Source organism: Methanospirillum stamsii, from assembly GCF_003173335.1.
Classification (GTDB): domain Archaea; phylum Halobacteriota; class Methanomicrobia; order Methanomicrobiales; family Methanospirillaceae; genus Methanospirillum; species Methanospirillum stamsii.
This window is the reverse complement of sequence record NZ_QGMZ01000022.1, coordinates 18,607-33,152: the sequence shown is the minus strand read 5'-3', so window position 1 is coordinate 33,152 and position 14,546 is coordinate 18,607. Positions and strand designations below refer to the sequence as shown.

10 protein-coding genes are annotated in these 14,546 nt (G+C 35.6%); 4 read left to right on the top strand and 6 right to left on the bottom strand.

Annotation, left to right across the window (positions count from 1 at the left end; all coding sequences use genetic code 11):
• Positions 1-5 precede the first annotated feature (5 nt).
• Genes DLD82_RS11440 through DLD82_RS18650 form a run of 3 tightly spaced genes read right to left on the bottom strand, consistent with a single transcriptional unit; the run spans position 6 to position 3,252 of the window.
• Positions 6-1,871 (bottom strand): molybdopterin biosynthesis protein, encoded by a 1,866-nt coding sequence (locus DLD82_RS11440; RefSeq protein ID WP_109941260.1) that lies wholly within the window; start codon positions 1,869-1,871, stop codon positions 6-8.
• 2 nt (positions 1,872-1,873) lie between these two features.
• The gene (locus tag DLD82_RS11435; RefSeq protein WP_109941259.1) at positions 1,874-3,079 is read right to left on the bottom strand and encodes a molybdopterin molybdotransferase MoeA; all 1,206 of its coding nucleotides are present in this window, start codon (positions 3,077-3,079) and stop codon (positions 1,874-1,876) included.
• Positions 3,076-3,252, bottom strand: coding sequence for a hypothetical protein (locus tag DLD82_RS18650; protein WP_181391397.1), 177 nt, complete (start codon positions 3,250-3,252; stop codon positions 3,076-3,078). Before DLD82_RS18650 ends, DLD82_RS11435 begins: the two co-directional genes overlap by 4 nt.
• A 76-nt stretch (positions 3,253-3,328) precedes the next feature.
• On the opposite strand from DLD82_RS18650, the gene DLD82_RS11430 reads away from it, so the two are divergent.
• Genes DLD82_RS11430 through DLD82_RS11420 form a run of 3 tightly spaced genes read left to right on the top strand, consistent with a single transcriptional unit; the run spans position 3,329 to position 7,791 of the window.
• Positions 3,329-4,624 (top strand): D-aminoacyl-tRNA deacylase, encoded by a 1,296-nt coding sequence (locus DLD82_RS11430; protein ID WP_181391396.1) that lies wholly within the window; start codon positions 3,329-3,331, stop codon positions 4,622-4,624.
• A 51-nt stretch (positions 4,625-4,675) separates the two neighbouring features.
• A complete protein-coding gene (locus tag DLD82_RS11425; protein ID WP_109941257.1) occupies positions 4,676-6,898 on the top strand; it encodes a response regulator in 2,223 nt (740 codons plus the stop codon).
• Positions 6,895-7,791 (top strand): response regulator, encoded by an 897-nt coding sequence (locus DLD82_RS11420; protein ID WP_109941256.1) that lies wholly within the window; start codon positions 6,895-6,897, stop codon positions 7,789-7,791. Before DLD82_RS11425 ends, DLD82_RS11420 begins: the two co-directional genes overlap by 4 nt.
• A gap of 8 nt (positions 7,792-7,799) precedes the next feature.
• On the opposite strand, the gene DLD82_RS11415 is transcribed toward DLD82_RS11420, so the two are convergent.
• Positions 7,800-9,698: a PAS domain S-box protein gene (locus DLD82_RS11415; protein ID WP_109941255.1), complete on the bottom strand. Its 1,899-nt coding sequence runs from the start codon at positions 9,696-9,698 to the stop codon at positions 7,800-7,802.
• A gap of 72 nt (positions 9,699-9,770) precedes the next feature.
• Complete coding sequence (locus DLD82_RS11410) at positions 9,771-10,868, bottom strand: hypothetical protein (RefSeq protein WP_109941254.1); 1,098 nt, start codon at positions 10,866-10,868, stop codon at positions 9,771-9,773.
• A 201-nt stretch (positions 10,869-11,069) separates the two neighbouring features.
• On the opposite strand from DLD82_RS11410, the gene DLD82_RS11405 reads away from it, so the two are divergent.
• Positions 11,070-11,417 (top strand): PEGA domain-containing protein, encoded by a 348-nt coding sequence (locus tag DLD82_RS11405; RefSeq protein WP_109941253.1) that lies wholly within the window; start codon positions 11,070-11,072, stop codon positions 11,415-11,417.
• A gap of 320 nt (positions 11,418-11,737) precedes the next feature.
• On the opposite strand, the gene DLD82_RS11400 is transcribed toward DLD82_RS11405, so the two are convergent.
• The gene (locus tag DLD82_RS11400) at positions 11,738-14,494 is read right to left on the bottom strand and encodes a tetratricopeptide repeat protein (RefSeq protein ID WP_181391395.1); all 2,757 of its coding nucleotides are present in this window, start codon (positions 14,492-14,494) and stop codon (positions 11,738-11,740) included.
• Positions 14,495-14,546 lie beyond the last annotated feature (52 nt).

The following is a 14,546-nucleotide window of genomic DNA, read 5'->3' as shown; positions in this document are numbered from 1 at the left end:
ATACATCATGGATATGAGATCTTTCTGATTACTCCTGTTTCATGTGTCCGGTACCCTCCTAATTTATCCAGTAACTGCCTGAATTTTTCTGACTGAATCATCGAAATCACTTTTTGTATCCGGAAATCTGATTCAAAACTCTCTGCCTTCATAACCAGTTCATATCTTTCGGTACCTACCGGAACAAATGAGAGATTATATGCTTTGGCTGCCGAATGGACTGCCATCCCCATTTCAGCATCTCCGGATAAAATTGCAAGACATACTGCCAGATGAGTTGTCATCTCCCGGTGATATCCATCAATTAATTCCGGATTTAACCCTTTTTCTTTTAGCATATAATCAAGAAGTATACGTGTTCCGGATCCTTTTTGCCGGTTAACAAACCGGTGAGTTGTAATATCATCAAATGAAAGATCATTTTTTGATACTATCCCCTGTTCCCGTTCTGCAACACAGATGAGAACCAGTTCTTCTCCCGGAAGATATTTTTTCAGATATGCGATATTATAATCGCCATCATCCATAAGAAGATGCATGGGCGCCAGGTGACAATCACCCCGTTTTAATGCAAGAATCCCGCCCATACTTCCAACATGTACAGACGCCGGAAAGATACCACTATCACGGAGTTCATCAGAGAGATAATCTATAACCGGATCATGGCTACCAGTGATGAGAATGGTTTTTTCAGCTTCACTTATCGGTGTAGTAATAGTAACCGGAACATCTTTTCCGGCTTCAAACCCCTCAACTGATGAAGGAATGGTGATATAGCCATTAGATCTGACTAAACTCATCTGCACGCCGGAACCTCTCGATAACGGAAGTGCCACCCAGTTATCACTGATTTTTCCAATAGTTACCAGAACAAATTCATCAATGCCTATTTCTGAGTGAAGAGATCCGGCAAGTCGGGCTGTAACCTTTTGATGCTCTGAAACACAAAGACCATACCAGGAAAGAATGGGAATTACAATTTCACGGAGAATGGTGTGACAAGCGACAGGATAACCCGGCATCCCAATGATTGGTTTACCAGATATCTCACCGAGAATTACCGGTTTAGCAGGTTTAATCGCGATTCCGTGAACAAAAACTTCACCGAGGTTTTCAATGACACTGTTTGTATAATCCTTCGTTCCTTTCGAAGAACCTGCTGATATTATGACCAGATCATGATTCGATACTGCGCTCGATATTGTTTCTGCAATGGTTTCAGGATCATCAGGAATGACAGGAAATAAAGTAATTTCTACTCCACAATTACGAAGTTCTGCTGACACCATCAGCATATTACTCTCAATGAACTGTCCGGGTTTTGGAATTGTTCCAAGAGAGATTATCTCACTACCAGTAGGAATAAGAGCAATCCGGAGAGAGAGGACATCCACTTCCAGTATTCCATATGATGCCATGGCACCAATATCACCTGATCGAATAACATGACCGCCAGGAAGAACCATCTCTCCCTGAGCAATGTCTTCACCAACTGGACGAATATGTTGCCAGGGATATGCTGGACTCCTAATAAGAATACCTGCGTCATCTTCTTCAGTATCTTCAATCATAATAACCGCATCATATTCAGATGGAACCGGGTTTCCAGTATTTACCTGTTGAAAATTATGAAGAAGAACTGGCCTCTGTTCTGTTGCCTCAATAGTATCTGAAGATTTTACTGCAATACCATCCATTGCTGAAAGATGACCAAGAGGAAATGAAAGAGGAGCATGGATAGCATGAGCAGTGACTTTTCCAATTGAATCTGAAACAGGAATAGTAACTACTTTTGGAATAAAGGAGAATCTCTTTTTCAAAAGAGTTAATGCATCAGACAGGGATGTTAATTTCAGGTATCGTTTACTCATTTTTACTTCCAGCTTTGTACAAAAACCCGGGTATTTTTATCATATCCTTCAAGATCTGCCGGAATCCGAAGAAGGCCGTCACTTTTGATAAGAGTATTTGTAAGTCCCGATTTTCCAAAAACAGGAGTGACTTTATCATTTTCAAGAAAAACACGAATATAATCTTCACGACCTTTTGCTGATGGAACCGGAGATGTCAGTATACCGGACATAAGAGGAGGTGAACTTTTTTCTCCGGTCATTGCAAAAATTACATCTTTTACAAGAGCCGTTAGAACTACATATGCAGAAGCGGGATGTCCCGGAAGACCAATCACGGGTTTATTATTAATTTTACCTATTATTGTTGGTTTTCCAGGTGACAGAGCAATTCCATGTACCAGAAGTTCTCCCTTTGATGAAATAATATCCGCACACATGTCCCGTTCTCCTTTTGAACTTCCTCCGGAAATAAGAATAATATCAGACTTTTCCAATGCATCAACGAGAGCTTGTTCCAGTAGTTCTCTTTCATCAGGGATGGTCCCTATAATAATTGGAATGCCACCACATTCTGTTACAAAACCTGCACAAAGATATGTATTCACATCCCGTATCTGACCGGACCCGGGTATTTCAGAAATTTTGATCAATTCATTTCCGGTTGAGATTATTGCCACCCGAGGTTTTTGTGCAACCAGAACATCAGTAACTCCACACGCTGCCAAAACACCCATTTCCCGTGATGTTATTCGTGTTCCTGAAAAAAGAGCAGATTTTTCTACTGAGAAATCTTCTCCTCTATGAACAATATTATCTCCCACAGCAACCGGTTTTGTCACCAGAATATCATCGCCCATGGCTTCTGCATATTCGATCATAACGACAGCATCAGCCCCGGCTGGTAGATATGCCCCGGTAGGGATGTACATACAAGTACCTGATGTTACTACCTTTGATGGCTCAACGCCCATCTCTACCTTTCCGGTTAGATGTAACATCGCAGGGATGCTCTCACCTGCACCGATAGTGTCAGATGCTAAAACAGCAAAACCGTCCACTGTTGAACGGTCAAATCCGGGGATATCTATTTCGGAGGTAATATCTGTTCTGAGAATCCTCCCGCCAGATTCTAAAAGAGAAACTGTTTCATCAGTTGTCTTCTCTGCAATCTGGTTAAGAATTGTCCGGGCAGACTCTACAGAAATAACTGATAAAAACCTGCTCATTTGAAACAGCCAAGTTGACAGGCGCGGATTTTAATATCGTGAATGTTGCAATATTTTGCGATTTCCAATTTAGAAACGCCATATTTTTCTGATATCTCAAATGCTTGAGGGCAACCAATTTCAGTGGTAATGCCTTCTTTTTCTAATATCGATTTTATCTGTTCAGATTCCATATTACTTAATAAGTTATCGAAGAATAAAGATTATAGCTTTTCGTTACAATCAAACCCATATCTCATAGGATTTATCATGTCATCTACACTTCTTATCAGTTCCCGTAAGGATCCTGCAGGAACTCTTATTCATCAGGAATTATGTGACCTTATCAAAAAACAATATGACTCTCATCCGGATATCAAACACCTCTATTCAGATGAAAGATTAATTTACCTGAATGGACAGGATATTCCAAGTGATACTGATAGAATTCTCTTTCTCTCGAGGCATTCCAGTGAAAAACCACGACAGGTACTAACTGTTCACGTTACAGGAAATTTCGGATCTGCAGATTATGGAGGTGATCCCCAAACTCTTACACCAGCGGATCCCTTTCTTATGCATGCACTTATTAAAGGACTTGTCAGATATGCACCACCAGGTTATGAAGTGATGTATGAAGCTACTCATCATGGTCCGACGAATATTTTAATTCCTTCATGCTTTGTCGAAATTGGGAGTACTGAAAAGGAATGGAATGACAGAGTAGGGGCGCATGCTGTAGCACAGGCATCTCTTGAGGCAATATTTGCAGAAAAATCAACAACAATTCCTCTCGCAGGATTTGGAGGAACTCATTATACTCAGAGACAAACTGAAATTTCCAAAAAAACCAGGGGCGGTTTTGGACATATCATGCCAACCCGGGATATCAGGCACCTTGATGAAAGGATGTTTCAGGAGATAATTACGGGTTCGCAGGCAGTTGCCATTTACCTTGACAGGAAATCTCTCTCCGGAGAAGAAGAACAAAAAATATTGCAGTATGCAAAAAAAATTCAGATTCCGGTCCTGGGACAACATGATCTTTTACGATTAAAAAATTTAAATTTTCATGAATATCTGAATATTCGAAACCATGCTCATAATATCCTCGCAGATTCTACTGTTATTGTGCACAACCTGGAAACATGTCCTCATCCGACAGGGATATCTATTCCGGAAGATCTGATAGATGAAGTAATGAAAAATTCTCCAGACGAATTTTTATCCGAACTGGAAAAATATTCTGTAGTTCACTTGGCCGGTAAAGGAAAAGCCTGTCAAGCCATTTTTATTACCGAAGAAACCTGTAAGGACAAGGTAAAACAAGAAATCACACAACTATGCATTACACTCTTACAATCCAAATTTTCCTGCAGGTTAGATTCTGACTCACTTGTTATCCTCAAAACCAGATTTGATCCGGTAAAAGCGAAAAATCTAGGAATTTCTCCGGGTCCATTTTTTTCTGAACTTCTGGCTGGAAACCCGGTAAAAACAGGCGACATCATTATCTATCCGGATATGGTGATGACTGAAACGGAAAAAAGGATAAAAATAGTATGACTATAAGCGAAATATTTAACCTTCAGGTACATACAATCAAAGAATATCATTATGTTTTCTGTTTTATATGTTGATGATGAACCCGCTCTTCTTGAAGTAGGAAAATTATACCTGGAAAAAGATGGAGATATTTCTGTTTATACTGCTCCCTCGGTAGAAGAAGGAAATGCAATTCTTATTAATACCGATATCGATGTGATTATTTCCGATTATGATATGCCGGAGATAAATGGAATTGATTTTTTACGAACGATAAGAGAATCCGGAAATTCAATCCCCTTTATTATCTTTACAGGAAAAGGGCGTGAAGAAATTGTTATCCAGGCAATAGATTACGGAGCAGATTCATATATACAGAAATCCGGTGAGCCAGGCAATATTTTTTTAAAACTCAGACAAAAAATTGATAAAGTCATCCGGTATAAATTAGCAGAACAGGAAATCCGACGCAAAAGCCGAGAATGGGATGGATTATTCAACTCAACAGAACGAGTTACACTAGTACTCAATATTGATAAAAAAATTTTATCCGCGAATTATGCTTCCACAATACTATTAAAAAAACCAGAGAATGAATTAATCGGGAAAAATTTTGAACTTTTTTTTTATACGAAAAATACAAAAATTTGCCCTTTTGATGATATTCTAGCCCAAAAAAAATTTCAGTCAGATATTGTAACCTCAGATATTTTAGGAAAAACGTTTGATATTTCATATACTCCGGTACTTGATGATAAAGGAACTATTGAAAAAATCATTTTCATGGCAACAGACATTTCAAGGCGAATAAAAACTGAAGAAGAATTAAAAAAATACCGAGAGAACCTCGAAGAACTCGTTCGTGAAAGGACTATTGAACTTGCAAAAGCCAAGGAAATTGCTGAAAAATCCAATAAGGCTAAAACTACGTTTCTTTCTAATATGAGTCATGAACTTAGAACCCCCCTCAATGCAATACTAGGATATACCCAGTTATTGCAGCGATATGACAATATTACTTCGGAACAGAAAGAACAACTAAAAACCATCTATTCCAGCGGAAAACATCTTCTTTCTCTAATAAATGATCTTCTTGATTTAAGTAAAATCGAAGCACAGGCAATTCAGATTGATGAAAAATCATTCAATCTGATGTCTCTTTTTAAAGAGGTATACAATATTACCCGGATAAAAGCCGAAGAAAAAAATCTGGCATTCACATTTGAACCATTATCACCTATTCCTTCTTGTGTTCTCGGGGATGAAGGAAAATTACGACAAATTTTAATAAACTTATTGAATAACGCTATAAAATATACCGATAGTGGAGAAGTAATTTTCAGAGTCAGTTATGGCCAATCAGAAGATCAGGTTTTACAGTGCGATATTATCGATACCGGCAGAGGAATACCTACCCATAAAAAAGATGAAATTTTCCGGCCATTTACTCAAATCGGTGAACATGGTGAGATGATAGAAGGAACAGGACTTGGTCTTGCAATCACAAAGAGCCTTATTGAATTCCTGAATGGAACGTTAACCCTTAAAAGTGAACCGAACAAGGGATCACATTTTTCAATCCGGATTAAATTTCCTCCATCTTTTACATTCGTTCCTGATGATAAAGAAGCAAAAAATATAGTCGGGTACGAAGGAACCCGGAAAAAAATTCTGGTAGTTGATGATAATATCTCAAATGCTTCATTCTTGGAAGCATTTCTTCATCCATTGGGCTTTATCGTAATGAAAGCCACCAATGGTCCGGACGCCCTTCAAATTACTACCTTTAACCATCCTGACATTATACTCCTCGATTTTGTTATGAGCGGTATGACAGGACTTGATGTTATTCATGAAATCAGAAAAGATCCAAAATTTGATAACATAAAAATTATTGGTATTTCTGCATCGGTCTCAAGAAGCGAATTTAAACATGATTTTAAATCCTTATGTGATGAATTCCTGGTAAAACCCGTCGATATAAATGTTTTATTGAATATTCTTGGTAGGTACCTGGACATTACCTGGATTGAAAAACCTTCGGATGAAATTACATCAACCAGTTTTAATAAAGAATCAAAGAATGCAAAAGAGATTAAACCTCCGTCGTCAGAAACTTTAAACACCATTGAATTATTAGCAAAACAAGGAAATTTTACCCGGATTAACCAGATTCTTATTCAATTGGAAAAAGAGGATTCGATAGATCCTTCTTTCATTCAAAAAGTCCGGCATAATTGTTTGAAATTCAACGATGATGCAATAATATCTCTTATCAGGAGTCTGAAGATATGATTGATGATACTGAACCGGAAAACCGGGGAACAATTCTGGTTGTAGATGATACACCTGCTTCTGTCGGTATGATACAGGTCGCTTTGGAACAGGAAAATTATCAGGTCTTAATTGCAATCAGTGGTGAAAAAGCATTAGAAAGAATTGAATTCATCAAACCTGATCTAATCCTGCTAGACATTATGATGCCAGGTATTGATGGATATGAAACCTGTCTTCAGTTGAAATCTAATGAAAAAACTAAAGATGTTCCGATAATTTTTTTATCCGCTCTTTCTGAAACATTTGATAAAGTAAGAGCTTTTAGTATCGGAGGGGTTGACTATCTCACAAAACCTGTCGAGCCTGAAGAACTCCTTGTCCGGGTAAAAACCCATATAAGACTGAATCAATTAGAGAGAGAACTTCAAAAAGCAAATAAGGAACTCGAGACCAGGGTAGAAATTCGTAACAATGAAATAGTTCAGGTAAATACAGCATTACTGGAAAAAGAAGAACTGCTCAAAGGGATTTTTAATTTATCTCCGATAGGTATCGGAGTATTTGGAACGGATGGAAAGATACATGAATTTAATCCTGCATTAGAACAATTTTTTGGAGTAACTCATACTTCAGATTTATCCGGTTATAATTTATTTTCAGATATAAATATAAGCCCCAATTTAATTTCCCGAATAAAAAAAGGGGACGTTCTGGAATATGAGGGAATTTACGATTTTAACAGGATTAAATCTAAAAATATATATAAAACTAAAAAAAGTGGCTCTCAGTATTTTTTGATGATGGTCACTCCTTTTTTCGGATTGGATAATGAAACTATTTTAGGTCATATATTATATGCTCAGGACATCACCGACTGGAAATTAAAAGAACGGGGAGTGAAACCAAAATAACCGGATAGTCACGATATGCTCAATGTTTCTGAGATATCAATGACTCCAATTCGTAATAATTTTTTATAATCTAATTCAAGAGATTTTAATGTAATAATTACTTCTTTTTCCAGTAATTGTTCTGATTGTATTATTGTTCGAAGGGATATCATTGAATTTAACTTGAATTCTGTTCTTTTTTCATTTATTACATGATTAAGATTTTTTCCATTTTTACATACAACTTTGGAAAAAAGTTCCGGAATCATCTCTAAATTTTTTCGGTCTATGTTAAAAGTCGTCTCTGCGGTTTGATTAACATCAAAATACTGTTCATTATCGCAATCATAAATAAAGACAGACTCTAAAGAATTATCAGTAAATAAAATAAGATTATTTTTTATTTGAGAACATTCTGTTTCCAGTAATTTCTTTTCATCAATTTCCTTTTGTAACCGGCTGGTCCGTTCATCAATTATTTGTTCCAGGTGTTTTCGATAATTATATAAATCCCGTTCAATTTTCGTTCTATCGGTAATATCTCTTGCAATACAACAAAAAACCGCTTCACCCTGTTCGATAATTCGGCTCATGGTAATTTCAACCGGAATATCTTTTCCCTGAGTACTATGAATTGAACCTTTAATCGTTAAAATACCCGAATCAATCATTTCATTTGGAGTCAAAGTTAAGAGATTTTTAGAACCTAATCTGGAATCATTAATTAGAATATCCCGGATATTCAGAGTTTTACCGGATAAATTATTAAGATTTTCCCTGGCTCGGACGTTCATATATTGGATATCGCCATCAGAATTTAAAAGAAAAATTAAATCATGAGCACTGTCTATTGCAAATTTTGTCAGGGCAAGTTCACGTTCAATTCCTTCTCTCCTGAAGATCTCTTTATTTAACTCATTATTCACCTCACGAAGTTCAATCGTCCTCGTATGAATTATTGTTTCAAGGTTATTTTTTAAATGAAGAAATTCCTGCTCGGTCCTTTTAAGTTCGGTAATGTCAATACCAATCGCCAGATACTCTAAAAATTTCCCACTTTTTTTATCAAATATCCCTTTGATCTTCCATCTTTCCCATGAAAAATCTCCATTTTTATTGATACGGCGAAGATCAAGTGTCACTACCGGATCACTTTTTGAAATTGAAGACATTCGATTAATTACATTTGAAAAATTTTCTTCAGGATAGGGTGGTATAAATTGTGATCCGGTGAGAAGTTTTTCATCTATTCCGGTGTGTTCGGAGAAACATGTATTTGTAGTAATTATTTTATAATCTCTGTTAAACCTTACAATAAATTGGACCTGGTTTTCCAATAATTCCTGATATGCATTTTTTATCAGATCACATTTTTTTCTTTTTTCTTCTTCTTTGGATTTATCTTCAATAATTAACGCTGATCCGGGTCTTCCGTTATCAAACACAACTGGAATAATGGTGAGAAAATATGAATGAGGATTTTTAGAAGTTCCTGTTTCTAAATCTATGTGTGAACGCTGACCGCGAATTCCATCCTGAAGTAATGGAACTACCTCATCAGAAAGAAAAATACTGAGTAATCGATCCTGACTATCTGACATATCAGAATTTATATGTTCAAGTTCATATAATTCCAAAATTTCTTTATTTTTATCTATTGCGGTAAGATGACGATCAAAAATAAAAAATGGAAGAGTTGTAAATACCTTAAGAAATGATACCGAGACACGATGACTGAGTTGAATAAATTTTTTTGCACCGACCCGGGAAATTTCTATTTTCCCCTGAGCCTCGAGAACCTTGATATATTTTGCCAGGACATTCCGATGTATTCCGGTTAGTTCTGCAAGTTCAACAATACTCAGGCCGGTTTTCTCATTTGCAATAGTATTCAAAATCACCGCAGTGATTTCTTCCAATCGTTCCATAGGTAAAGCCAGGAGAGATAACTGTATTGTATTAGATATGTAACAGATTAATATATTGTGTAAAAATTATGATTATTGTTCCATAAAAGCATTAATATTCATTTTCAGAGGATATGTTTTTCCTCCATATGTAATAACTGCATCAGATGATTCTATAGATATCAATCCGGTTTCTGGCGATATTGAACCTTTTATGGTCCCGGGTATTGAAAAAGACCACCCATTATCCATTTCTGTTTTATATTTCACCGTTCCGGTGACATTAATATCAGGGTTTTTATCACAACTGATAAGAGTTCCATCAGAACTCATGTATATCCAATATCCTTTTCCGGGGACCAATTCGTATTGGTCCGAGTATCTTCCCTTCCATCCTTTGATAATAGGTACGTCTAATGCTCTTGTTGTAGAATTAAACGGAATCAGAAAAACCCATTTATCAGATATTGATGAAAGTGCTTCTCTTGTCGGGATTGATATCATTGATGGAAGACCAATTGCATTCCAACCTTTTCTTAACGATTTTCCCTTATAAGTATCTATTTTACCTGAATCATAAAATAAAGAAACTGATTCTTTTTGTACCGAAAAGATCCATATTCCGGTATATGGTTCAAAAATTTCTGTTTTGTAAATTTTTTTCCAGCCCAAAACCGGATCATGTCCATATATTGAATGACTGGCTGTATTGATATTATTAAAAATTTCAAACGTATTATTTCCTATACTGAGTGATTTCGGGGTTGAGAGAAAATTCCATCCGGGATTCAATTGTAATTGAAAATCACCAGGCATTTTTGATGAGGAGAATATTGGCACATTAATATTTGAAACAGAGGGGGGGCCATTAATACTTATGTTATTCCCGGTTTGAATAATTGATAAAGAATTATTTACAGAGGTACTTTGTTGATTTGTAATTGCTTTTTGGTCATGTAATAAAATAATTCCATGAGTTTTATTTTTATCAGATGAAATGTCAGGCAAATCTGATAAAGAATAGACGGTTGTATTTTGATTCAGTAATAAAACAGATGACTGACTATTGGATACACAGGTCTCGTTACCTAATTGGTCTGCTGTTACCGGTTGAAGAACCAGAGCATTAAACAGAAAAATTACTAGTAAAAATTTGATTTTTTTTAGGAGAAGAGGATTAATTTTATTCATTGTATTATTAAAATATTTATGATCATATAAATATTATTTGTTTGGACATAGAAATGATGTAAATTTAGATTTAAAATCACATTATATGTAATAATTCCGGAGATACAATCATACCTAAAATTTCTACCTACATAGCGAAACTATTAATAGATGCAAATGATACAATAGAGTATAGTAGTAAGTCAGGGGGGAGTGAAGAACGTGTCATTATTTAAAATATTTTTGATATTCCTGATTCTGGTAATTAGCATTCAGGGGATAACTGCTGATACAGGAGATGGGTCTTCTTCTGATAATATGATTGGATGGTACCAATTTAATTCAGAACCACAGGGAGAAGTGATTTTTGATGGAATTTCATTTGGGAGTACACCGGTTAGTGTGCCAGTGCAGGTATATTCAAATCCGGTCCATGATGTAACTATAAAAATTGAAGGATATGAAGAGTATAACAGGCAACTTACCGGGAATCCGGCCCCTGGTGAAACCATTCCGGTCAGCCTGAACACTAATCTTATTGCAAATATTCAAAAACTTCTCAGCGAATAACCAGATACATACCCCTTTTTTTCCCTTTTTGATAATTCAAGTAGGACTGGTTTTGTCAATTTATTTTAGTTTCACTAAAAATTTATCAAATAAGGCTCTAAAAATTTACTATTACTTGTTATTCACAAAATAAATTATCATTGGTTACTTCTAAACCACATCAAAAGGAACAATTAATTTAGATATCTATGATTATCCCAAAAAAGATTAACCATTATTCTAATGATAATAGTGTTTTTCAGATAAACGAATATAAAACCGCAGATGACTAGAAATAATGTCGCTTTCAAAAAAATTTTATTTAAAGAATAGATTCCAGGTTATTTTATTCCATAATTTAAGCTTATGTCACCGACCTTGGAGTTTTTCAACCGGAGATATACACCTTCCGTGTTCCAAGGCTGACTCTCAGCAAACTGTGTCACCGTTTTAATTTTATCGAGGTCGCGTTGTGGATTTCTTTGTACAGTTTTTACCAGAGTTTTTATCTTTTGTTCCAGGAATTCTTTCTTCTGATTAACCTGATGGAGTGTTTCTATAATATTAAGCCTTATTTTTGATTCAGGCAGAATTTTTGCATGTTCTTTATCTTCCGGGAGAAGATGAATCATGAATGGATCACTGCTTTCGGCAGATGGACTAATTCTCCCGACAAAGGAAGCAGTTTCCGGATTGATATAGAAATAGATGGTATCATCTTTGTTATAGAAGGTTATTACAGATGGATCAGCCCCATGATCTGTTTTTATACCCACCGCATAATGGTTTGTCCCCGGATAAGAAAGAAAGATTACATCATATCCGGCCTTATAAAGAAGTGAATATAAAAAGATGGCCTTGTCAAATGATCCGGCTTTCTTGTCATGAAGAACTTCAATCGGATATCTGACATCATTTTCTTTGTCCAGAGGCAATTGTTGTATGAATCCCGTAATCAGATCAAAAAATTCACTATCATTAAGAGATTTCTCTCGACGAATACTGTCAAGTTTTTCAAATGTCTGCTCAACAGATTTTTCAAAAACAGGATCCTGTATCATACCCTGTATAACAGGAAGCCAGTCCTCCGGGTTTTCATCGTTTATGTTGCGATCAACTACCGTATTTTTTTGAGCCCCAAGGTAATCTCCACGCTCCAAAATGAAATTTATCTGGTAAATATCATTTGCATTTTTTATTTCGAAATTTCTTTCAGCTTGTGAAGGATTCGGATTTTGATCAGGAATAATGTTTTGATATTGGGTTAATAAAACAGAACGTTTTTGCAAATCTAACTGGGAAAGTTGACCTGATTCTGATATTGATTCGATCTCTATATCTTCAAGGTATTTCCCTTCTGTATCATATACCGGTAATGTCGCCTTTCCAGCATCAGCAATTATAATAATAGAAATTGGACCAGGAATAACAGAAATTGACTGCGGCTGCTTTACTTTTCCTTCTTCATTTTTATCAAGTTCCCATGACCGGACGAATGTTCCGGTTGGATCAAATATATGGATTTTATTCGATATAGCATCAAGAATGAAAATTGTTCCGTTATTATCAATTGTTATATCAGTAAATTCCGTAATCGGATCAGAACCGGTGCTGTTAGGGAGTAATTCAAAATTTACTTTTCCATTCAGATCGGTCACTAGAACTTTTCCTGCGGTTTTATCGGTAATAATAAGTGAATTATCGGATCGGATAATGTCCTTTATCGCATGCATTACCAATTCATTATTTATTCTTGCTTCTTTTAGCTGAATATTCTGATCCGTTTTAACTCCAAAGATAAATGTAAAGATACTATCTAATAAACCGGGTTTTTCAGAAGGGATAACTTCCTCTGTAACATTTACCGGATGATCCGGACATTTTTCTGGAACGCAAATTGATTTGCATGAATCAAATAATTTTAATAAATTATCACGATTTTTAATCGCATCTGTAGAGTTTGGATTGAGTATTATTGCTTTATTTAATGCATCGAGCGCTTCAGTATAATTACCAGCCTGATTAAGGGCTTTTCCCTTTGCTACCCATGGATTAGCATCACTTTGATTGAGAGAAATTGCTTTATCAAACGATTGAACCGCTTTTGAATATTGTTCTAAATTTACTAGAGTATTCCCTTTAGCCGTCCATAACCATGTTTGATTAGGATCGTTGACCAACGCTTTATCATATGCTTCTGCGGCTTTTTCATAATCCTTTATCTGATTATAGACACTTGCTTTTCCGGACCAGGGTGAGGGATGAGATTCATTAATTTTTGCCGCTTCATCATACGCTGCCAATGCTTCAGAATAGCGTTTCAGGGTACTTAATGCAGCTGCTTTACTAAGCCAGGTTGAAATATAATCCGGATTTATCTTAATTGCTTCATCATAGACATCCAGAGCATTTTTATCTAATTTTAAAGAACGTAAAGCATCTCCTTTTGAGGTATAAGCAGGATAATAACTCTGGTTTATTTCAATCATTTTATCAAACATTGAAATAGCATCCAGATATCTTTTCATCTCATTATATACGCCTGCTTTACTGGAATAAGACCAAATGTTTTTTGGATCTGCTTTTATTGCCTTATCATATTCTTCAATTGCTTCATCATATTTTTTTAATTTTTGGAGAACTCCTCCTTTACTTTGATACCCTGATACATGACTACTATTGATTATTGTCATATTTTCAAAAGCCGAAATAGCTTCATCATATCGTTCCAAATTTTTTAGGGAATTTCCTTTTCCACTCCAGGCCCAGAAATTTTTTGGTTCGATAGAGATAATTTTTTCATAAGTACTAATGGCATTATCAAATTGTTTCATTTTATTGTAAGTCTCGGCTTTGCCAAATAATGAGGAAGTAGAAATATTATCTATTTTTAGCGCCTCATCATAAACTTTCAGAGCCTCTTTATAGTTCCCTTCTTTATTCAGATTACTTGCTTTTTTATTCAGGTCGGAAACAACATCGGCATATGCACTGACAAATAAAAGAAAAAAAATTAATAAAACAATACAAAATCTCGTGATTTTTGTAGAATTTTTATTATGTTTTAAAGAAGATAAAATTTTTAAATATTTTTCCATACCAATCATTAAACAGGAACTTATTTACTAATTTCCATTAATGTTATCTTTT

What these genes read in the sequence shown, in the direction of transcription:
- DLD82_RS11415 (WP_109941255.1), bottom strand. Translation starts at nt 9,698, where the DNA reads ATGGAACGATTGGAAGAAATCACTGCGGTGATTTTGAATACTATTGCA.
- DLD82_RS11430 (WP_181391396.1), top strand. Translation starts at nt 3,329, where the DNA reads ATGTCATCTACACTTCTTATCAGTTCCCGTAAGGATCCTGCAGGAACT.
- DLD82_RS11400 (WP_181391395.1), bottom strand. Translation starts at nt 14,494, where the DNA reads ATGGAAAAATATTTAAAAATTTTATCTTCTTTAAAACATAATAAAAAT.
- DLD82_RS11410 (WP_109941254.1), bottom strand. Translation starts at nt 10,868, where the DNA reads ATGAATAAAATTAATCCTCTTCTCCTAAAAAAAATCAAATTTTTACTA.
- DLD82_RS11440 (WP_109941260.1), bottom strand. Translation starts at nt 1,871, where the DNA reads ATGAGTAAACGATACCTGAAATTAACATCCCTGTCTGATGCATTAACT.
- DLD82_RS18650 (WP_181391397.1), bottom strand. Translation starts at nt 3,252, where the DNA reads ATGGAATCTGAACAGATAAAATCGATATTAGAAAAAGAAGGCATTACC.
- DLD82_RS11425 (WP_109941257.1), top strand. Translation starts at nt 4,676, where the DNA reads ATGTTTTCTGTTTTATATGTTGATGATGAACCCGCTCTTCTTGAAGTA.
- DLD82_RS11435 (WP_109941259.1), bottom strand. Translation starts at nt 3,079, where the DNA reads ATGAGCAGGTTTTTATCAGTTATTTCTGTAGAGTCTGCCCGGACAATT.
- DLD82_RS11420 (WP_109941256.1), top strand. Translation starts at nt 6,895, where the DNA reads ATGATTGATGATACTGAACCGGAAAACCGGGGAACAATTCTGGTTGTA.